The organism is Iodobacter fluviatilis (genome assembly GCF_004194535.1).
In the GTDB taxonomy this organism is placed as follows: Bacteria; Pseudomonadota; Gammaproteobacteria; order Burkholderiales; family Chitinibacteraceae; genus Iodobacter; species Iodobacter fluviatilis_A.
Window position 1 is genome coordinate 4,298,482 of sequence record NZ_CP025781.1, and the last position, 19,135, is coordinate 4,317,616.

Genomic DNA, 19,135 nt, shown 5'->3' on the forward strand with positions numbered 1-19,135 from the left:
ATTGCCTACCAAGGCCAATATCACCGATACCGCCGCTTTGCAAGCCTTGCTAGAAAGCGCGCCCACTTACCGTTTATTGGTAGAAGGGCATTTACCTCAAGCCACGGCCGCTATCGATGCCATGCAATCCCTGCCACCTAGCACAAGTCCTAGCAGCCTGTCGGACCTAAGCGATCGTAGCGAGGGAAAGACCGGTTTGAGACAGATTTCGCGGGTTTTTGAGGCGAATAGCTGGCTATTCAACGAGAAAATGCGTGAAATATGGCCAAATCCGGCTGTTCCGTAGTAGATCAGTCTTAAGTCCGACAGTCTGCTAGACTTTTCCGAGATAAAAATGACCGTAAGCTTTGATACTTTCATCCAGACCGCATGGGCAGATCATGGTGATCATCCTCAGGATGTTGCCGCAAGGCTCGCTATAGCCATGCCTGAGCCTCAATCCAGCACGCAGACCTTGGCACTGGCAAGGTTGATTTGCCATGTGTACGGCGAACATTTAGCTCAATGGCAACAGGGCATTGATTTACTGAATAGTTTGCCAGCGACAGACGCCGTTGCTGCTGATGCTACTCGCCTTAATTGCGCCATTTTGAGCTATGCATCCGGCCAGAGTGCGGTATTAGCAACACTAAGTGCCGCTGAGCAAGCCCATGTTTTTGCCAACACCAGCAGTATTTTCGCCGCACAAGGCGCTATTGATCGCGCAATTGAGCAATTCATTCAGGCGCTAGCGATTGAAGAGCCGCTACCTACTCCTGTGCACCGCGCCCTCGCTATCGCTGGCAACGCACTGGCCTGTACGCTGGAAGAAATTAAGCGGCGCACTGCGGCAGAAACCAATGCGATGATTTTGGCCGCGCAAAGCACACTGAAATATTGGCAACTAGCCGGAACATGGCTAGAAGTTGAGCGCGCCTATTACCGGCTCTGCCGCAGCTTATTACAAGCAGAGCAGATTAATGCCGCCTTGAGCAGTGCCCAAAGCTGCCTTAGTCTTTGCCTGCAAAACAAGGCTCCCGCTTTCGAGTTGTTTTTTGCCTATGCCATCTTGGCTATTACACAAAGTAAGTTAGGCAATGGCGAGGCTTTCACTGAGAATCATCAGGCTGCCCGTGCATTTTTTAAGCAGCTGCCCGTAGACGAGCAGCCCTGGTGTGATGCAGAGCTAAAAGAGCTGGCTGCAGTCGAGGAGCATAACGCAGTGAATGGCCATTTCCCGGCTCCGCCCTTCGGGTTTAGCCCATTTTTGGGGCGGAACGAAAGTTAGAAATCGCTCATGGTACTCGTACCATGTCGCAATTTTCTCCTTGTTCAGCCCCAAAACTGGGCCAAACGCAGCCGTGAATAAAACGTCAACAGACCCTAGGAGAACAGAATCAAATAAAGTAGAAAGCGGTAGCCCTGACGCCCGCTATGCCATCGTAAAATTGCAAAAAACCACGGGTACGCCCCACTAATCAGCGTGCCATATAAGCATAAAGCTATGGCAAAACTAGCACTAGCTAGAGGCAGGGCTGACTGGTATATTGCACTGCAATCAGGATACATATCCTAACAAAGACACACTCCACCAGTTTAACGCTGACTGATACATAAAAGACGAATGTCCCTTTATCTCTTAGCAGGCGTTTTTATGAGTATTGCTTTTATTCAAAAATATATTACTGCTTATAATAGATTTGATATTGAGCAAATAGTTACCCTCTCTCATCCTGAGATTGTTTTTAAAAATATATCCAATGGTCAAATCACCGCCGGAGCCATTGGTATTGCTGCTTTTCAGTATATCGTGCGTCAAGCTGCGGGCATGTTTATATCACGCTCACAAACAATGAAAAGCACTAGTCAATCCGCAGAATTAACTCTGGTAGATATTCATCATCAAGCCGTTTTAGCCATTAATTTAGCTAATGGGATAAAAGCCGGGGAAAAGCTTTCATTACAAGGACAATCTGAGTTTGAATGTAAAGATAATAAAATATTTAGACTAACTGATATTAGTTAATGCCTTGGGTTTTATACTGCCAGATATAGACGTGAGCACAAATATTCGCCCAGCACACACCAATTCAATACTCAACCTGATAGGTAAACATTATGCCATTCACCATCCGGCCAGCCTTGCCTACCGACGCAGCAGCAATTGGCCAAGTTCGTGTGGCTGCATGGCAGGCAGCTTACGCCAAATTTATGCCTTATGATTATTTGGCTGCACTAGACCCTAGTACAAATATAGAAGCGCTTAAGCTAAAGCTGGAGCAGCTTTCACCGCACTTTTATTTGTCCATCGCTGAAAAAGCACAACAAGTCGTTGGATTTTATTTATTAGGCACACCGCGTTTTGAATGCACGGCAAATACTGCGGAGCTTTGGGCGCTGAATATTGCCCCGCACGCTTGGCGCAAAGGCGTGGGTAAGCGGCTGGTGATGGATGCTATTGCTAACGCTCGGCGTTTTTCTCACCAGCAGATTTTACTTTGGTGTATTTCAGATAACCTCAGCGCACGCCAGCTTTATGAGCAATGTGGTTTTTGTGTCAACGGGCAGCAAAAAACCGACAGCAGACTCACTGGCCACCCCCTGCATGAAATTTGCTATGCGCTCAAACTATAGAGTGGACACCACTGCCCACCTATGATTACCCTGCCATTTTTACAATTGCCACGCAATCTTCTAACGTCAGCTTAGCGCGCTCGCCCAAAGGGAAGGCCTTATGCTTAGGCAGAAGCTCGCTTATCGCCTGCGCCACTTCATCAGCATTTAGCCCGTAGCTGGCTAAATGCGTTGGCAGCCCCATGCGCTCAAAAAAATCAACCGTGGCATCAATGGCGGCATGCGCAACGTCTACATCACTGCCCACCAAGCCCCAAACACGCCGACCATATTGCGCCAGCTTCAGCAACTTATCGTCAAAGCAATAACGCAATAAACTTGGCAAGATCACCGCCAACGTTTGTGCATGATCTAGCTTGTAAAGGGTTGTTAGCTCGTGGCCAATTGCATGGCTTACCCAATCCTGGGGCTGGCCAGCGCCCACCAAACCAAACAGCGCTTGATTAGCACACCACATAAAATTAGCACGAGCATCCAGATCCTTTGAGTCTGCCAACGTACGTGGCCCCACTTCAATTAAGGTAGACAGCAGGCCTTCGGCGTAACGATCTTGCAAACGTGCCTCAGCGGGAAAGGTGAGATATTGTTCAGTAGTATGGATAAACGCATCCACTACGCCATTACCTACTTGACGCGGTGGCAGGCTACACGTTAATTGTGGATCGAGCACTGCAAAGCGCGGGAAAACCAGTGCATTTTTAAATGACATTTTATCTTGCGTAGCACGGCGTGAAATAACCGAAGCAAAATTACTCTCTGCGCCTGTAGCGGGAAAGGTCAATACCACGCCGATCGGCAAGGCATCATGCAGTGGTGTGCGATTGCCAACAATCAGCCAAGGATCAATCCCAACATCCAGCCGCGTTGCCGCCGCAATAAACTTGGCCCCATCCACCACCGAACCGCCGCCCACGGCTAAAACCCAATCTACTTGTGCGGATTTAGCGAGCGACACCGCATTCAACAACGTTTCGTATTCTGGGTTGGCTTCTATCCCCGCAAACTCAAATACTTCACGCCCAGCTAAAGCCGCCAATAGCGCTGGGTAAGTGCCATTTACTTTAATACTACCGCCGCCATACACCAGCAACACCCGGGCACTTGGAGGGATTTCATGGGCAAGTTGTGCAAGCTGACCCTGCCCAAAGTGGATACGTGTCGGCGCGTAAAAGCTAAAGTTTTGCATGGGGTTCTCCTCTACCAATATGTAAGCTTACGCTAATTTACATTGAAAAGGATGGCGCAGTAGGAGTACCGCAAGCAATGCATATGCGCCAGATCAAATATTTCCAAGCGTTATTAAGGTGCGTAAACTTCGCTACTTAGCAAATAGCCTCAAGGCCTTTTCAATATGTCACTCAAAGCAACTTGGTATCAAGACAAACTCAAGAAAAAAGCCAAGCGTGGCTTTAATGGTTATCCAATCGCAACCGTCACCTATTATGGGCCCAATGATCAATTGGCTAATAAAGTAGCCGTCGGCATTATTTTAGAAGAAGAAGGCGAAGTGGCCGCGCTGCAAAAGTGGTTTGCTGATGAAGGCGATATTCGCAAGAATGCTAAGGCGATGGCTGAAGTGATCGCTTTTATCGCTCATCACAGCGCTATGTCTGTGATTTCCCCAGAGCGTATTCTGGGCTGCCCGCATGAAGAAGGTACAGATTACCCAGTAGGTGAAGCCTGCCCAAAATGTACTTATTGGGCAAACCGAGACCGCTTTACGGGCCAGTTAATTAAAAAAAGCTAAGCCTTACCGTTATAAAGCTATTCGTCCACGAAACACACGTAAAAATAAGTTCCGCATGACCCATTTTTTGGTTGATTAGCATTTATTTAGTGACTTAGGTGTTTTTCGTGGATTACGCCTGATTAACCTTACAACGCAATCCCCTCAGCAAATACAAAGCTCATAAACCCATTTGCTTCTGCCTAATTGCCAGCAATGCTTGGTTTCTTAATGTTTTTAATAAATTCAATTCTTTACCTGCGATCTTTAAACTTCCCGACTTACCTTTATCCGCATATAACAAGCCTATGGTGCGTTTCTCTAACACCAAAGGGAAAATAATAAAAGTTTGTGATGCTAATACGGTGCGATACCAGCTAGGGATGCGCGACCGGATCGATTCAATATTGATATCTTCAATAAAAATATCTGCGTTTCTTTCCATCGCCACTTGAAATACATCCACAGCTTTATCTAAATCAATCTGAAACAGAGGGATTATTTCGCCAATTTCTGCACCAAAACCAAAGCGCCCCACAATTTTATTTTTCTTTGGGTCTCTCGTAGCAATCAACACATGTTCAAAGCCCATGCCGCGATACATGGTTTCTAAAATCATTTGCAAAACGTCGTTTAATTTAAAGCTAGTAACCAAGGCATTGGTAATATCTTGCACCCCTGCAGCTAATGTTTCAGCTGGGGGGATAAGGCTCTCATCCAGCAGTGAAATCTCCGATTTTATATCAAACTGCCGCGTCATGATTTGAGCGTGATCTATTGTATCGGCCACTAGAGGTGCATTAGGGTTTTCGGTGAGCACCCCAGTCAGCTGGCGTAATTTATTCGCAAAATCACTGTCACGGGTATCCACGCCTAAAATAGATAAATAGCCAAGATAGGCACTTGCGGAATCTTTTAATAAATCGCCTAAATCACGCGCTGTCCACGCATAAACGGGCCTAATCTTTTTTTCCATTTCAATTAAAGCATGTTCTGCTGCAGCTTTTGGCATATAAACCAAAGGCACTAAGCCCGCGCCTAAATTAGCAAATAAGCGCAGCCTCTCGGTTTGGTTTTGTGGTGATCTAATACTGCCTTCAGGTAAGGAGCGCATGCTGGCGGTAATTCGTTCAGGAAAATTCCAGCTTTGTGCCACACCGATGCCTAAATCTCTAAAACCTAATCCCAATACTTGCACCGAAACGGATTCTTCATTACCGCCTGCCTGCACGCGTTTATTAATTTCAACATTCTCTTCATGAAAATAATAAACCGTCAGTAATTTACCCAGCGCGGTAAACATGCCGCAAATCAGCCCCTCTTCTACATCACGTGCGCCGCTTTTTTTACCTAGCTCGCGGGATAAAATACCGCCAAAAAAAGCACTTAATACCGCATCGCGCAAGGCAACCGCTTGTGATTTATTATGCATATGCTCAAATAGCAGCAGGGTAATCGCTAAATTTCGAATTGTATCAAAGCCTAAAATCACAATAGCTCTAGAAATGGTACTAATCGTGCCGCCAAAATGGCCGTAACTAACGGAATTAACAATCCTTAATAATTTATTGGTTAAGGAGAAATCTTGCAGAATGACTTCTGATAACACTTGCAAGCGCTCGGCATCACCCTCGTTAATCTTATTAATCGCCGTAACCGCTTGAGATAGCGCAGGAAAATCGGCAGTATGGCGCATACGCCGCAGCAAAAAATCTAAAGTACTATTGCCACTACTCTCAACGCCCTCTTGCTGATTTTGCCCGCCCAGCCACTCGCGCAACGCCAGCAACATAGATTGCGCATCGTGATAACGCTCCTGCGGGTTTTTAAATAGGGCGACCATCACCAAATGATCAAGCTTTTCATCCACGCTATCTTTAAGACTAGATGGCGGAACAAAAGGCTCGTTTGCGATACGGTGTAAGATCGTAAAAACCGATTCGCCCTCAGCGGCAGTTCGGCCAGTTAGCATTTGATAAAGCGTCATTCCTACGGCAAACACATCGGCTTCTGCATCAACAGGTAGGTTTTGCATCATTTCAGGGGCCATATAGCCCGCCGTGCCGATCATGCCGCCTGCTTCTTTGCTACCGCGTTTTGCTGCAATGCCAAAATCCATTAAACGCGGGCGATTTTGCTCATCCAGCATCACATTATGCGGCTTAATATCGCGGTGTATCAGCCCCTGCTCGTGGGCATAAGCCAAACCTTCTAATACCCCACAAATCATTTCTACTGCGGCTACCGACCCCATCGCACCATCTCGGCCTATCAATTGGGCCAGCGTTTGGCCTTTAACATATTCAAAAACCAAACAAGGATGGCCGTTATGAACCAGCGTATCGTACAAGGCCACAATATTGGGGTGCTGCAGGCGGCTAACAATTTTAGCCTCATCAGCGGTCGTAACCGAATGGCTATGCAATACCTTAATCGCCACAAGCCGTTCCAACTGCGTATCATTCGCAAGAAAAACCAAACCTTGCGCGCCTTGCCCTAGTTCTTTGACAACTTTAAATCGACCTCCTGCAAATTCTTTCATAACGACGCTTTCCTTTTTCTTCTTAGCAATATAGCCTTACCACGCTTAAATTCGGAGCCTCCTGTCTTGTCTATATTAGAAATCATTGGTTTCATTGCATCTTTATTAGGTATTTGGCTTGCTACACGCAGCCATGTGCTGACGTGGCCGCTGCAATTGCTGGCCAGCTTACTGTACGTTTGGCTATTTTTTGATGCACATTTGTTTGGCGAAAGTTTGCTGCAATTTGTTTACGCCGCGCTTGCCCTCTATGGGTGGTGGGTCTGGAAAAAAAACGCTACAGATACCTCATTAGCCATCAGTAAGCTAACGTGCCGCGAATGGCTAATCGTTGCCGGTGGTGGCACACTACTCACCCTTTTAGTTACCCGCTTTCAAGTGCAGTTTTTACCCACCGATGTCCCCTTGCTTGATTCTGGAATTTTTGTATTTGGCCTACTTGCGCAATGGATGCAAGCCCGCAAAAAAATTGAAAACTGGCCGTTCTGGATTGTGCTTGATCTCATTGCGGCTGGCGTTTATGCCTATAAGGGTTTGCACCTTACTGCCGTTCTCTATGTGATTCTGACTGCCCTAGCCGTATCGGGCTGGATCAGCTGGAGAAAAGAGTTGGCTACCGCATGAAAATTGCGATCGTCGGGCCAGAATCTAGCGGCAAATCCACCCTAGCGCGTGATTTAGCCGCAGCCCTGCACGCGCCTTGGGTGGCTGAATATGTGCGAGAATATTTTGCAGACAAAGGCTCAAATGATTATGGTTTGGACGACATTATTCGCATCGCTCAAGGCCAGCTCGCAGCAGAAACGGCGTTTCATGCGCCACTGCTGATATGCGACACCACGGTGCTAGTATGCAAAATATGGGCCGAGGTGCGCTACGGCCACTGCCCCGCCAAGCTTGCTGCCCTCTACAAGCCACAAGACTACGCCCTGCACCTACTCACCCGCCCAGACCTGCCATGGGAGCCCGATCCGCTGCGAGAAAATCCAGACGATAGAGATTATTTGTTTGATCTTTATGAAGCAGATTTAAAAGCCAGCGGCGCGAATTATCGGGTAGTAGAAGGAAACAGGGAGAGGAGATTGGCGATGGCAACGATTTTAGCGATGGGGTTAGAGTACTAAACATTAGTACGCAGAGGGTATTACATCTAAAAAATGTAAACCTTTTTTGCCCTCTGCATTAAATGAAAACTATTTATAGAGCCAGAGCAGCCCCTAATGTCCAACCTCTAAAGCCTTCTTCACCTCGGATAATCGATGTGCTTAGCTTTAATACTCGCTGCTGCCCAGCGATAACCCCAAGTGGCACATAAAAACCCGTGCCAAGCTCTGCTAAATAATGGCTAATCGAGTTACCCTTTATATATTTACTTAAATATATAAATCCAAGAGGGTAAATAGGCGTATCAAACACATAAAAACCTGTCTTCTTATCCAGATCTACTTTAGCACTGATAATATCACTCCTTAGATCTTCTACCTGCGTGATACCTTCATTTGTATCTATCGTTTGCACAGAACGAAAACCAAGCCCTATTGAGCTATTTATATCATCTTTAGTATGCTTATAATAAACACCAACCGAAGGATTAATAGCCCAAGCGTAGCTGTTCATATATCCTCTATACGCCTGATTATCACTTGTAATGTCAACCGTCATTTTAGATCGGGCAATAGCAAGTTCTGAATCAAGAAGAAAAGACTCTAAAAATAAATACTGATAACCCACAACTAAAGCCATACTGCTATTTTTAACATCAAACGTTGCACCATCAGGCATTATTCCGCCTATGTAATATTCTTTTTTTGCTCTTAAATACCCCAGCTTTAAACCCGTACGAAGCACGCCTCCCCCTAGTTTCATTGAATAAATTGGAATGGGCAACCGCACAATACTTATATCAAAATCTGACTCCTCATTCCTTTCTGCAGGTTCAGAAAAATATCCTGCGCTAATGCCATCAGATATAGTCAACTCAGTAGTAAACCCATGCAATTCATTTAAAAAATCTTTATCAAGCTGTATTTCTGAATACGCAGGTAAAATACAAAAAAAACATAAAACCATAACAATCATTCTATTCATTGCACCTCCTTCATTAGGATGAAAAATATTCAATGATAACATTGGAAAATTCTTGACAAATAACAACCCATAAAAATAGAGAACTCCAAACCCAGCAAACTTACCCCTAAGGCAGGATTTGTAGGGTTAGCAATGGATTTAGCATTAAATCAACACTCCTGCCACTAAAAAACCAAAGGATACCCCATCCTGCGTACAAAAAAAAAGTCCAATGAAGTTGCCACCAGCGTACAGCCTACTTCGATATAAATTCTCACTCCAGAAAGAAACTCCCCCCCTCCTTTGCTTGCTATCCCTCTTCACTTTTTGTCTTTTGCTCACCCCTATGTGGGGAACACTACGCATAACCCGTATATTATTTTTACTGGCGCATAACCCTAGATGAAAAATTATTAAATCAGCTGCAAAGCGAAGCTGATTTGGCCGAAATACCTCGCCACGTGACTTGGCATTACGCACGTTGGCCATTAAAAAATTAATACGCAATTATTTAATCAGCACTTTTTGCTCATGACTAAGTTTATTTATTTTATTGGGATTATTAATTAGCTAATTTTATACAACAGATTCTCAGTAAACCCGAGCCCTAATGAAGCAGATAAGCCCACTACGTATTATGGTAGAAAATCCTCTGCAAGCATAAGATTACAGGCAATGTTTGATCTTCACCCAAATCAATTAACAGATGGCCATAACGAACGGCAATTGGCTTTGCAATCTTTATTTCGTACTTTAGAAGACCATTCAAAAGGCACGGTGATTGATTCTGGAATTTTTGTATTTGGCCTACTTGCGCAATGGATGCAAGCCCGCAAAAAAATAGAAAACTGGCCGTTCTGGATTGTGCTTGATCTCATTGCGGCTGGTGTTTATGCCTTAAGGGTTTGCACCTTACTGCCGTTCTCTATGTAATTCTGACTGCCCTAGCCGTATCGGGCTGGATCAGCTAGAGAAAAGAGTTGGCTAAAATCAGTGCATTTCGATCGGGCGAAACAACCTCTTTATGGATTGATTTCATACTTTTGTAACAGCATCTGCCATGACTTGTTTTCTGGTAGCGAGCCAGAGTCAATAACCTGTTGTAAAAAGACATAGAGATCTTCCTCCAGCGATCTCTGTAGCAATAAATGCCGAGTATAACGATTAAGTGGTATTTTCGAATAATGGATTTTTCCTTTTAGCCGTAGCTCTTTTTCATAAATATTCATCGTGGATTGAGCAATGAGCAAGACATCAATCCGCTTTTGTAATAAATGTTGTATATTCACTTCATCCCGTAAAACGTCATTTCGTAAAATCAATTTTGCATCCATTTCTTTCTGAATGCCAATATAGTTGTGCCCCAATACGCCACCGATGCGTAAACCAAACAATGAAGAGGCAGCTCCGCTATATTCAACGGGTTTTTCAACTAAAGAAATAAAATCCTGGCTATCACTCCATAAGGCGGTGGTCCAGCGATATTTAAGCTTTGCTTGATCATCGAAAAACAAAGGATTGGTCCACACGACAATCCCTTGCTTCCCCTCCATTAAGTAAGTATCGATGCGTTTTCTAGGTAATATTTGCACATCAAATTGATACCTCCCTTTATTTTTAGGGTGCTTGCCTAAAAAATCAGCAAAGTCATATGTTAAGCCACGCTTAGCTGCAATATCAGTAATAAAAGGGGGATAATCGTAGTAAGTCCAGAGTTCGATTATTTTTACTGCATAAGCGGATGGGGGTAGACCAAGACTACAGATCATCATTAACACCAAAATAATTCGCTTCATACTACCCCCTTAGTACCAACGGCATCACAAGCCCATAAGTTATCAATTAAAAATGCAAGCGGTCGCGTTCATTCCATGGCTTGCCCTCGTTGAGCTCGCCAATTCATTCTTTTTTAGTCTGAATAATGTTGCTACCTCTGCATATTAGCCCCCCCCTACATACCGCATTGCGGCACATAAGCAAACTACATTAAGAATAGATCAGTTGAGCAATCGGTGCTCTTTCATTGATTTATCCGCTATTTCCCTAAAACATTCGTTCAATTATGCTCAAACCAGACTCCCTCTCACTCCGCGAATCAGTTCAGTTGATTCTTAATTAAAAAAACGCATAAAATCCGTTGAGCTTCTTTTTGTATTTTTTCTGAAGAGGCTTAAGCCTTTGTAACGTTTAATACCCATATTTTTCAAACCTTTTATTGTTTCTTTTAATAAATTACCACTGCGTGTTATGGTAGAAAACCCTTACACGCTTAGGAATACGGGCAATGTTTGATCTTCACCCAAATCAATTAACCGATGGCCATAACGAGCGGCAATTGGCTTTGCAATCTTTATTTCGTACTTTAGAAGACCATTCGGAAGGCACGGTGATTGTGGATGAGCAATGCAAAATTGTTTGGATTAATGCCCGCTATGCCGATCGTTTTGGTTTTAAAGACCCAGCGAACGCCATTGGCAAAGCCGTAGAAGAAGTCATTCCCAATAGCCAGCTTAGGGATGTACTTAAAACCGGCCAACCTATTTTATTAGATTTAATGGACACACCGGATAGAACGCTGGTAGTCACCCGTTTGCCGCTTAAAGACCCACAAGGCAAGCTGATTGGCGCCATTGGCTTTGCTTTATTTGATGAAATTCAATCCCTTGCGCCCTTAGTGGCTAAGTTTTCTAGCTTGCAAAAAGAGCTGGCCGTGGCGCATGAATCGCTTGCCCAAGCGCGCCGCGCTAAATATTCTTTTGGCCATTTTATTGGCGAATGCGATGCGGTGCTGGAGCTAAAACGCCAAGCCCTGCGTGCTGCACAAAGGGACGCGCCAATTTTATTACTAGGCGAAACCGGCACAGGCAAAGAGATATTGGCCCATGCCATTCATGCCGCATCGCCCCGTGCGCACAAGCCGCTGGTCACACTCAATATGGCGGCCATTCCTGAAACGCTGCTCGAGGCCGAGCTATTTGGCGCAAGCGCGGGGGCTTACACCGGTGCGGACAAAAAGGGCCGCATCGGTAAATTTCAACTCGCCCACGGCGGCACGCTGTTCCTGGATGAAATCGGCGATATGCCGCCCGCGTTGCAAGTCAAATTATTACGCGTCTTACAAGACAAGGAATTTGAAGCGCTAGGCTCTAATCAAGTGCAGCGCTCCGATGTGCGCATCATCGCTGCCACTTCTGCGCCGCTCACCAAGCTCATTGCCGAAGGGCAATTTAGAGCTGATTTATTCTACCGCTTGAATGTACTGACCATCGAGCTGCCACCACTACGCGCCCGGCTGCCCGACCTAACGCTACTAGCCGAATCAATGATGAACAAGCTCGCCGCCAGTGGCCTTGGTCAACATCACCTTGCGCCTTGTGCCATCGCACTTTTAAGCCAATACCATTGGCCGGGCAATGTGCGTGAGCTGCACAATATTTTAGAACGGGCACTGATGCTGAGCGATAAAGCGCTATTAGAAGCGGACGATATTGCCCCGCTCCTTTACCCCAGCGCTCAGCCCAACCACAGCAGCAGCACCCAATCACACGCCGAATCCATGCAAGCTTTCGAGCAGCAGCTCATCAATGAAGCCCTCAAAAACGGCAAAGGCCACATCCCCACCGCCGCCAAGCAACTCGGCCTAGCGCGTGCGACGCTTTATAAGAAAATTGCAAATTTCAAACTGGAGGGAGCTGGGTAAGTTATTCAAAGTGCTTGCATTGTGCACCTAGACAAGCGCAGCGCACTTCCCCTAAAAAAATCATACTCATTGTGTCTTACGATCTTCGATGAGATGTTGGATATACAGCGGACTAGATACTCCAACACGAATTAGAATCTCTTGACTTGGAAACTTTTCCCGTAAACGTTCTGCTAGCTGACACCGATACGTTTCGTAGTTATCTAGTACTAAATCATCGAAATTAACGATAAGGTAGACCAAGCCAGTACTTAAAACCGCTTGAATTTGCTTAGCTGCCTTCTCAATAGTTGAATCAAACTTTCCTAAATACTGCTCACTAAGCTTACAGTAAATCGAACTACTGTATGCCTCACCAGAACGGCGTCTTGTTAGTTCTTCGTCAGATTCGCAAATGGTTTTTACCTCGCAATAGCGCAGTAGCCCATTGTCCTCATAAGAAATATCAGGACTTTTCTTATTCTTACCTGCAGGTACTAAACGTACATTTTTAAACCCTTCATTAATAAGATATTCATATGCCAAAGCTTCATTGAGTAAACTGAAAAAATTGTTTTTGCCTCGTATACCTCTAGGCTGGGAAAACGCCTCATGTGCATTTTGAGACATAAGCAGCCAAGACTCTTGGTCTAGTTTACGTAACGCGTTTTCATACACTTGAACCTGAGGGTAAGCGTTGGGAGTTGTCAGATTAGACTTACGCCTGCTGCTGATCCACCAGTCATCCGGAAATGCTTTCTCCAGATCTTCAACGAGTTGATTGAATCCATGCATTTGAGCATACCTTTGAGCGAGTCACGCTGAGCAATTTACTTAGACCCTCGGTTTATAACTGCAGCCTATTTAAATAAAAGGTCTAGGCGTGCGAAGAAAGAACCGTCTCCATATTGAGAAAATCGTCTCGTTTTATAGACAAGCCGTAAAGCAAGCCACCCCCTCCTTTTATTACATTTTTATGCACCACAACGGCTTTTTTCGTCTCATTCTGTAGATATCTGTTTTTTTCAAAGCGCTCAAAGCCGCTACTCCATTCATTCCTGAACGCTGGCACACATAATGCTTACTAAGCAGATAGGGTGATAAAAAAATACCAAACTATATTTTTCCAAAAAAATACTATAACTTTCTACCAAAGAAAGACTACCTCTGGCAAAGTAGCACGTACCCATTCATCTCATCGCCCTTGAGCAACACCCAGCCTGACGGATGGATACAATGAACTCAGATCCTATTTTACAAACGCACGGCCTTTGTAAAGAATTTAAAGGCTTTGCAGCAGTCAGTGATATTAATCTTGAAGTGGCTCGTGGCAGTATTCATGCCTTAATTGGCCCCAATGGTGCGGGCAAAACCACGGTCTTTAATTTACTGACCAAGTTTCTATCCCCCACTTCTGGCCAAGTGATTTTTGATGGCGTTGATATCACGACGGCGCAGCCTGCCGAAGTCGCCGCCAAGGGGTTAATTCGCTCCTTCCAGATTTCAGCCGTGTTCCCCAATATGAGTGCGCTCGACAATATCCGCGTAGCGCTATTACGGATTAATGGTGGCGCGCATCGCTTTTGGCGCTCTAAGCAAGAGCTCAACGTTTTCACCGATGCAGCGATGGCCTTGCTGGGAGATGTAGGCCTTGCTGAGTTTGCCCATGTATTAGCGGGTGAGCTGGCTTACGGCAGAAAACGCGCCTTAGAAATCGCGACTACCTTAGCGCTACAACCCAAGCTGATGCTGCTGGACGAACCCACCCAAGGTATGGGCATTGAGGATGTAGAACGCGTGACCGCACTCATCAAACGCGCGGCCGTAGGGCGCACCATTTTGATGGTGGAGCACAACCTAAAAGTGGTTTCTACCTTGGCCGACAAAATCACCGTGTTAGCGCGTGGTCAGCATTTATCCGAAGGCGATTACGCCACTGTTTCTGCCGATCCAAAAGTGATGGAAGCCTATTTGGGCGTAAGCCCTACTATTCCCGCCACCCCATAGGAAACACTGCATGCTTAACCATGAGATTCAAGATCATGCGGGTGAGATGTTGCGGGTAAGTGGTTTACACGCTTTTTACGGTGAATCGCATATTTTGCATGGGATTGATTTTGGTGTGCGCCGTGGCGAGCTGATTACCCTATTGGGCCGTAACGGCGCAGGCCGCAGCACCACACTCAAAGCAATTCTTGGCCTAACCGGCCAGCGCGCCGGATCGATCATGGTGAATGGCCGCGAAGTGATCCGTATGCCAACGCACAAAATTGCCCATCTTGGCGTGGGCTGGTGTCCTGAAGAGAGGGCGATTTTTTCTAGCTTGAATGTAGAAGAAAACCTCAACCTGCCGCCAAAAGTACGCAGCGACGGCATGAGTTTGGAAGAGATTTACACGCTATTTCCCAACCTATGGGAGCGCCGCAAAAGCCAGGGCACAAGGCTATCGGGGGGCGAGCAGCAAATGCTGGCGATGGCACGAATCTTACGCACCGGCGCACGCCTTCTGCTTCTGGATGAAATCACCGAAGGCTTGGCCCCAGTGATTGTTAAAAAGCTAGGCGAAACGGTAGAGCTACTTAAAGCGCGCGGCTACACCATCGTGCTGGTCGAGCAAAATTTTCACTTTGCCGCAGGCATCGCTGATCGACATTACGTCATTGAGCACGGCCAAGTGGTGGATTCAATCAGCGCAGACGAGCTATCCGCCAGTGCAAGCAGGCTAAATCATTATCTTGGGGTTTGAGTACAGACCTCAACTTACGCCAACTCCATACCATAGGGCAGGCTCCTACCCGCGTATTTATTCTGTATTGCTCGCGGGGTTTACTTCATGTGAGCTAAACAGTTTGGTTCTTAGCAGCAAACGAAGAAAAGTGATGACAACTACGCTCTCGACACGGGGCTTAAGCCTCCCCTTGAAACACGCCGAAGCGAGGAACAAGCGGGGCGGGGGATCGCTTGGGAGCGAGGAACGAGCCAATCCCGCCCGCCGCCGACTCGATTGTCCGCAGCGCAGGGGCCTTCGTGTTTTGCTGTTGTCGCTTGGCTTCGTTTCTTGGCGAAGCAAGAAAGGAAGGCCCAGCGGTGGCTGCCGCACCAAAATCAACGTGCCGAAGGCACTAAAAACGTCTTTTGGTTGGCGTTTGAAATATTTCATATCGGAGGTACACCCGCCCTACGACAGCCATTTTGATCATTACAAAAAACACCTTACCGCAGTCCCCGCAAGATCGACCTCAAACGGAGATACACCCTATGCAAAACTGTAAACCACTTGTTCTTGCTGTAGCGCTTGCCCTACCTGCCACCACATTTGCTGGCCCTTTCTCTGGCGACATGGTCAAGATCGGTATTCTGACGGATATGTCCGGCGTATATGCTAGGGTAGGCGGCAAAGGCTCGGTGATCGCGGCGCAAATGGCGATTGCTGATTTTGGTGGCAAAGTACTGGGAAAACCCATTGAGCTAGTCAGTGCAGATCACCAAAACAAGGCGGATATCGGCGTAGGTAAGGCGCGGGAGTGGTTCGACACCGAAGGCGTAGATATGGTGAACGACTTACTGAATTCTGGCGTGGGTATTGCAGTACAAAAACTAGGGGCGGAGAAAAAGCGCATCACCATTAATAATGGCGCAGGCTCTACCGCGCTGACCGGCAAGGAATGTAGCCCTTACGGCGTGCATTACGCTTACGACACCTATGCCTTGGCTAAAGGCACCGCTACCGCGCTAATGAAGCAAGGTTTAGATAGCTGGTTCTTCCTACAAGCAGATTACGCCTTCGGTGCGGCACTACAAGGCGATGCCAGCAAGATTGTCGCGGCCACCGGTGGCAAGGTGCTTGGCACGGTAAAACACCCGCTTTCCTCTACTGATTTCTCCTCTTACTTACTGCAAGCACAAAACTCTAAAGCCAAGGTGGTAGGCCTTGCCAATGCAGGCGCTGATTTTGTAAACGCAGTGAAGCAAGCCAAAGAATTTGGGCTACAGCAAACCATCGCAGGGCTATTGGTATTCGATAGCGATATCAAAGCACTGGGCCTGAATGCTGCGCAAGGCATGACATTTACCACAGCCTATTCATGGGAGTTAAACCCTCAAATGGAAGCGTTTGGTAAGAAATTTTTCGCCAAAGCGGGCTTTATGCCAACGATGGATCACGCAGGTGTTTACTCCAGCACCCTGCATTATCTAAATGCAATTAAAGCAGCAGACACCGATGACGCCGATACAGTGATGAAGAAAATGCGTGAAACCAAGATCAATGACTTCTTCGCTAAAAACGGTGTGATCCGCGAAGACGGCCGCATGGTGCACGATATGTATCTGGTAGAAGTGCTTAAACCTAGCGAATCCAAAGGCGCATGGGATCAGCTCAAACTCGTTGCCACCATCCCTGGCGATGTCGCCTTCAAGCCGCTATCTGCCAGCGAATGCCCATTAATTAAGAAATAAGTGTCGTGCGTAGAATGGGTGGAGCAAAGCGATGCCCATCAATATTGCCAAGCACGATGGGTATCGCCGCATCGCTGAGCGGGGTAACCCTCGCACGCAGAACGGCCCCTCCCCCTTCAATCCTCCTTTTATTGCCACCGAGGTAGCGCATGGACATCACCTTGCAAGCCATCATGTCGCAAGCCTTACTCGGCCTAAACAATGGTGCTTTTTATGCCTTACTCAGCCTTGGCCTTGCCGTGATTTTTGGCATGCTTAACGTCGTCAACTTTGCCCACGGCGCTTTTTATATGCTAGGGGCGTTTGTGGCATTACTAGGCTACGACCAATTAGGACGTTGGCTAGGTGATGAAAGCATTCGTATGTCTTTCTGGGTGGCGCTGATTATCGGGCCAATCATAGTGGGTTTGCTTGGCGTGTTGATTGAAAAAACCATGCTCAGCCGCCTGTATAAAGTCGACCATCTTTATGGCCTATTGCTCACTTTTGGGCTGGCACTTATTTTTGAAGGGGTGCTGAGCAATTATTTCAATATGGCCGGAGAGCCTTACAACGGCAAACCAGAAATCTTAGAAGGCGCCATTAATCTAGGTTTTATGGTGTTTCCTAAATACCGGCTTTTTTCGATTGTGCTATCGCTTTCAGTTTGCTTTGCCGTTTGGTATTTGATTGAGAAAACCAAACTAGGATCGCACCTCAGGGCCGGCACAGAAAACCCAGACGTCACCCGCGCTTTTGGTATTGACGTGCCCTCCTTACGTACCCTTACCTATTTTTTAGGCGTTGCTTTGGCTGGGCTTGCTGGTGTGGTGGCCGCCCCGATCTACTCGGTTAGCCCCAAGATGGGATCAGATTTAATCATTATCGTGTTTGCCGTGGTGGTCATTGGCGGCATGGGCTCAATCATGGGGGCTATTCTGACGGGTATTGCGCTGGGGCTATTAGAAGGCTTGGTAAAAGTGTTTTACCCACCGCTCGCCAATACTGTGATTTTTATTGTGATGGCGCTGGTATTGCTTTGGCGTCCTTCTGGCTTATTTGGTAAGGAAAATTAATGAATGCGCCAGTGATTAAACTCGCCTCTGTAGCCTCGCTACAAAAAAAGAAAACCCACTTCACCCCGTGGATCATCGCCTTGCTACTGGCTTCAGTTGCGCCATTTATAATTTACCCCATTTTTGCCATGGAATTGATGTGCTTTGCCCTCTTTGCCTGTGCCTTTAATTTATTACTCGGCTTTGGCGGCCTGCTTAGTTTTGGTCATGCGGCTTTTTTTGGCGGTGCGGCTTATCTCTGCGGGCATGCCATTAAGCATTGGGGCTTTAGTCCTGAGCTAGGTATTTTATTTGCCATGCTAGGGGCCGCTATTTTGGGGCTCGCCATCGGCAGTATCGCCATCCGCCGTCAAGGCATTTACTTTGCGATGGTCACCTTGGCACTGGCGCAGATTGTGTTTTTCTTATGCTTGCAGCTGCCTTTTACCGGCGGCGAAGATGGCTTGCAAGGTATCCCTAAAGGCCACCTATTTGGCTTAATTGATTTATCCAGCACCGTTAGCGTAGGCCAGCAACAATTGCCGCTTGCTCTGTATTTTTTTGTGCTGGCCATTACCTTTGGCGGCTACTGGCTGATTTGGCGCACCGTGCATTCACCCTTTGGCATGGTGCTTAAAGCTATCAAAGAAAACGAGCCACGCGCGCTGTCTTTGGGCTATCAGGTAAACCGCTACAAACTTGCCACCTTTGTACTCTCTGCCGCCTTGGCGGGCCTGGCCGGTGCAACGAAAGCGCTGGTCGTGGGCTTGGCTTCACTCAGCGATGTGTCTTGGCATATGTCCGGTGAAGTGGTGCTAATGACCTTGCTTGGTGGTATGGGAACGCTACTCGGCCCGCTCGTCGGTGCCGTTACCGTCAGCACTTTGCACCATGAGCTGGCCTCGCTGGGCTCATGGGTTACCGTGACCATTGGCGTGGTGTTTGTGGTCTGCGTGATGGCCTTTAGACGCGGCATTGTGGGCGAAATCGCTTACCGATTGAAACGAAGCTTTTAA

The 19,135-nt window shown here is 46.8% G+C and carries 20 protein-coding genes; 14 read left to right on the plus strand and 6 right to left on the minus strand.

The window, feature by feature from the left end:
• Position 1 precedes the first annotated feature (1 nt).
• The 4 genes from C1H71_RS19095 to C1H71_RS19110 all read left to right on the plus strand — a co-directional run bounded on the left by C1H71_RS19095 (position 2) and on the right by C1H71_RS19110 (position 2,613).
• Entirely contained in the window at positions 2-286 is a 285-nt protein-coding gene (locus C1H71_RS19095; protein ID WP_130107983.1) for a hypothetical protein, read from the plus strand.
• A 48-nt stretch (positions 287-334) separates the two neighbouring features.
• Entirely contained in the window at positions 335-1,267 is a 933-nt protein-coding gene (locus C1H71_RS19100; protein ID WP_130107984.1) for a hypothetical protein, read from the plus strand.
• 366 nt (positions 1,268-1,633) lie between these two features.
• Positions 1,634-2,005 (plus strand): nuclear transport factor 2 family protein, encoded by a 372-nt coding sequence (locus tag C1H71_RS19105; RefSeq protein WP_130107985.1) that lies wholly within the window; start codon positions 1,634-1,636, stop codon positions 2,003-2,005.
• 92 nt (positions 2,006-2,097) lie between these two features.
• Positions 2,098-2,613 carry a GNAT family N-acetyltransferase gene (locus C1H71_RS19110; RefSeq protein WP_130107986.1) on the plus strand — a complete coding sequence of 172 codons (516 nt, stop codon included), beginning with the start codon at positions 2,098-2,100 and terminating at the stop codon, positions 2,611-2,613.
• Positions 2,614-2,638: 25 nt separating this feature from the next.
• Here C1H71_RS19110 and C1H71_RS19115 read toward each other — a convergent pair whose 3' ends face one another.
• Positions 2,639-3,799 carry an iron-containing alcohol dehydrogenase gene (locus C1H71_RS19115; protein ID WP_130107987.1) on the minus strand — a complete coding sequence of 387 codons (1,161 nt, stop codon included), beginning with the start codon at positions 3,797-3,799 and terminating at the stop codon, positions 2,639-2,641.
• A gap of 165 nt (positions 3,800-3,964) precedes the next feature.
• Here C1H71_RS19115 and C1H71_RS19120 point away from each other — a divergent pair, with 165 nt between their 5' ends.
• The gene (locus tag C1H71_RS19120; RefSeq protein ID WP_130107988.1) at positions 3,965-4,360 is read left to right on the plus strand and encodes a hypothetical protein; all 396 of its coding nucleotides are present in this window, start codon (positions 3,965-3,967) and stop codon (positions 4,358-4,360) included.
• A 160-nt stretch (positions 4,361-4,520) separates the two neighbouring features.
• On the opposite strand, the gene C1H71_RS19125 is transcribed toward C1H71_RS19120, so the two are convergent.
• Entirely contained in the window at positions 4,521-6,881 is a 2,361-nt protein-coding gene (locus C1H71_RS19125; RefSeq protein ID WP_130107989.1) for a serine/threonine protein kinase, read from the minus strand.
• Positions 6,882-6,947: 66 nt separating this feature from the next.
• On the opposite strand from C1H71_RS19125, the gene pnuC reads away from it, so the two are divergent.
• Positions 6,948-7,505, plus strand: a complete 558-nt coding sequence (gene pnuC, locus C1H71_RS19130; RefSeq protein WP_188053437.1) for a nicotinamide riboside transporter PnuC — start codon at positions 6,948-6,950, stop codon at positions 7,503-7,505.
• On the plus strand, positions 7,502-8,005 hold the full coding sequence (locus C1H71_RS19135; protein ID WP_130107991.1) for an AAA family ATPase: 504 nt from the start codon (positions 7,502-7,504) through the stop codon (positions 8,003-8,005). The genes pnuC and C1H71_RS19135 overlap by 4 nt, the downstream gene beginning before the upstream one ends.
• A 73-nt stretch (positions 8,006-8,078) precedes the next feature.
• Here the strand turns inward: C1H71_RS19135 and C1H71_RS19140 are convergent, their stop codons facing one another.
• Complete coding sequence (locus C1H71_RS19140) at positions 8,079-8,969, minus strand: hypothetical protein (protein ID WP_130107992.1); 891 nt, start codon at positions 8,967-8,969, stop codon at positions 8,079-8,081.
• Positions 8,970-9,623: 654 nt separating this feature from the next.
• Here C1H71_RS19140 and C1H71_RS19145 point away from each other — a divergent pair.
• Complete coding sequence (locus C1H71_RS19145) at positions 9,624-9,881, plus strand: nicotinamide mononucleotide transporter (protein ID WP_130107993.1); 258 nt, start codon at positions 9,624-9,626, stop codon at positions 9,879-9,881.
• 89 nt (positions 9,882-9,970) lie between these two features.
• Here the strand turns inward: C1H71_RS19145 and C1H71_RS19150 are convergent, their stop codons facing one another.
• Positions 9,971-10,744 carry a hypothetical protein gene (locus C1H71_RS19150; protein WP_130107994.1) on the minus strand — a complete coding sequence of 258 codons (774 nt, stop codon included), beginning with the start codon at positions 10,742-10,744 and terminating at the stop codon, positions 9,971-9,973.
• A gap of 488 nt (positions 10,745-11,232) precedes the next feature.
• Between C1H71_RS19150 and C1H71_RS19155 the strand changes: the two genes are divergently transcribed.
• Entirely contained in the window at positions 11,233-12,648 is a 1,416-nt protein-coding gene (locus C1H71_RS19155) for a sigma-54 interaction domain-containing protein (protein ID WP_130107995.1), read from the plus strand.
• A gap of 66 nt (positions 12,649-12,714) precedes the next feature.
• Here C1H71_RS19155 and C1H71_RS19160 read toward each other — a convergent pair whose 3' ends face one another.
• Positions 12,715-13,422: a hypothetical protein gene (locus tag C1H71_RS19160; RefSeq protein WP_130107996.1), complete on the minus strand. Its 708-nt coding sequence runs from the start codon at positions 13,420-13,422 to the stop codon at positions 12,715-12,717.
• 441 nt (positions 13,423-13,863) lie between these two features.
• Here C1H71_RS19160 and C1H71_RS19165 point away from each other — a divergent pair, with 441 nt between their 5' ends.
• The 3 genes from C1H71_RS19165 to C1H71_RS19175 all read left to right on the plus strand — a co-directional run bounded on the left by C1H71_RS19165 (position 13,864) and on the right by C1H71_RS19175 (position 17,085).
• Complete coding sequence (locus tag C1H71_RS19165) at positions 13,864-14,634, plus strand: ABC transporter ATP-binding protein (RefSeq protein ID WP_130107997.1); 771 nt, start codon at positions 13,864-13,866, stop codon at positions 14,632-14,634.
• A 10-nt stretch (positions 14,635-14,644) separates the two neighbouring features.
• Positions 14,645-15,373: an ABC transporter ATP-binding protein gene (locus C1H71_RS19170; RefSeq protein WP_130107998.1), complete on the plus strand. Its 729-nt coding sequence runs from the start codon at positions 14,645-14,647 to the stop codon at positions 15,371-15,373.
• 512 nt (positions 15,374-15,885) lie between these two features.
• Positions 15,886-17,085 carry an ABC transporter substrate-binding protein gene (locus C1H71_RS19175; protein WP_130107999.1) on the plus strand — a complete coding sequence of 400 codons (1,200 nt, stop codon included), beginning with the start codon at positions 15,886-15,888 and terminating at the stop codon, positions 17,083-17,085.
• Here C1H71_RS19175 and C1H71_RS20820 read toward each other — a convergent pair.
• On the minus strand, positions 17,075-17,236 hold the full coding sequence (locus C1H71_RS20820; protein ID WP_188053439.1) for a hypothetical protein: 162 nt from the start codon (positions 17,234-17,236) through the stop codon (positions 17,075-17,077). The two genes, C1H71_RS19175 and C1H71_RS20820, sit on opposite strands and share 11 nt — an antisense overlap.
• Between C1H71_RS20820 and C1H71_RS19180 the strand changes: the two genes are divergently transcribed.
• On the plus strand, positions 17,235-18,140 hold the full coding sequence (locus C1H71_RS19180; RefSeq protein WP_130108000.1) for a branched-chain amino acid ABC transporter permease: 906 nt from the start codon (positions 17,235-17,237) through the stop codon (positions 18,138-18,140). The two genes, C1H71_RS20820 and C1H71_RS19180, sit on opposite strands and share 2 nt — an antisense overlap.
• Complete coding sequence (locus tag C1H71_RS19185; protein ID WP_130108001.1) at positions 18,140-19,135, plus strand: branched-chain amino acid ABC transporter permease; 996 nt, start codon at positions 18,140-18,142, stop codon at positions 19,133-19,135. The genes C1H71_RS19180 and C1H71_RS19185 overlap by 1 nt, the downstream gene beginning before the upstream one ends.

Bases quoted from the DNA above. Each gene is read 5' to 3' on its own strand.
- C1H71_RS19100 (WP_130107984.1), top strand. From the start codon at position 335: ATGACCGTAAGCTTTGATACTTTCATCCAGACCGCATGGGCAGATCAT.
- C1H71_RS19105 (WP_130107985.1), top strand. From the start codon at position 1,634: ATGAGTATTGCTTTTATTCAAAAATATATTACTGCTTATAATAGATTT.
- C1H71_RS19110 (WP_130107986.1), top strand. From the start codon at position 2,098: ATGCCATTCACCATCCGGCCAGCCTTGCCTACCGACGCAGCAGCAATT.
- C1H71_RS19115 (WP_130107987.1), bottom strand. From the start codon at position 3,799: ATGCAAAACTTTAGCTTTTACGCGCCGACACGTATCCACTTTGGGCAG.
- C1H71_RS19120 (WP_130107988.1), top strand. From the start codon at position 3,965: ATGTCACTCAAAGCAACTTGGTATCAAGACAAACTCAAGAAAAAAGCC.
- C1H71_RS19125 (WP_130107989.1), bottom strand. From the start codon at position 6,881: ATGAAAGAATTTGCAGGAGGTCGATTTAAAGTTGTCAAAGAACTAGGG.
- C1H71_RS19135 (WP_130107991.1), top strand. From the start codon at position 7,502: ATGAAAATTGCGATCGTCGGGCCAGAATCTAGCGGCAAATCCACCCTA.
- C1H71_RS19140 (WP_130107992.1), bottom strand. From the start codon at position 8,969: ATGAATAGAATGATTGTTATGGTTTTATGTTTTTTTTGTATTTTACCT.
- C1H71_RS19145 (WP_130107993.1), top strand. From the start codon at position 9,624: ATGTTTGATCTTCACCCAAATCAATTAACAGATGGCCATAACGAACGG.
- C1H71_RS19150 (WP_130107994.1), bottom strand. From the start codon at position 10,744: ATGAAGCGAATTATTTTGGTGTTAATGATGATCTGTAGTCTTGGTCTA.
- C1H71_RS19155 (WP_130107995.1), top strand. From the start codon at position 11,233: ATGTTTGATCTTCACCCAAATCAATTAACCGATGGCCATAACGAGCGG.
- C1H71_RS19160 (WP_130107996.1), bottom strand. From the start codon at position 13,422: ATGCATGGATTCAATCAACTCGTTGAAGATCTGGAGAAAGCATTTCCG.
- C1H71_RS19165 (WP_130107997.1), top strand. From the start codon at position 13,864: ATGAACTCAGATCCTATTTTACAAACGCACGGCCTTTGTAAAGAATTT.
- C1H71_RS19170 (WP_130107998.1), top strand. From the start codon at position 14,645: ATGCTTAACCATGAGATTCAAGATCATGCGGGTGAGATGTTGCGGGTA.
- C1H71_RS19175 (WP_130107999.1), top strand. From the start codon at position 15,886: ATGCAAAACTGTAAACCACTTGTTCTTGCTGTAGCGCTTGCCCTACCT.
- C1H71_RS19180 (WP_130108000.1), top strand. From the start codon at position 17,235: ATGGACATCACCTTGCAAGCCATCATGTCGCAAGCCTTACTCGGCCTA.
- C1H71_RS20820 (WP_188053439.1), bottom strand. From the start codon at position 17,236: ATGCGCTACCTCGGTGGCAATAAAAGGAGGATTGAAGGGGGAGGGGCC.
- C1H71_RS19185 (WP_130108001.1), top strand. From the start codon at position 18,140: ATGAATGCGCCAGTGATTAAACTCGCCTCTGTAGCCTCGCTACAAAAA.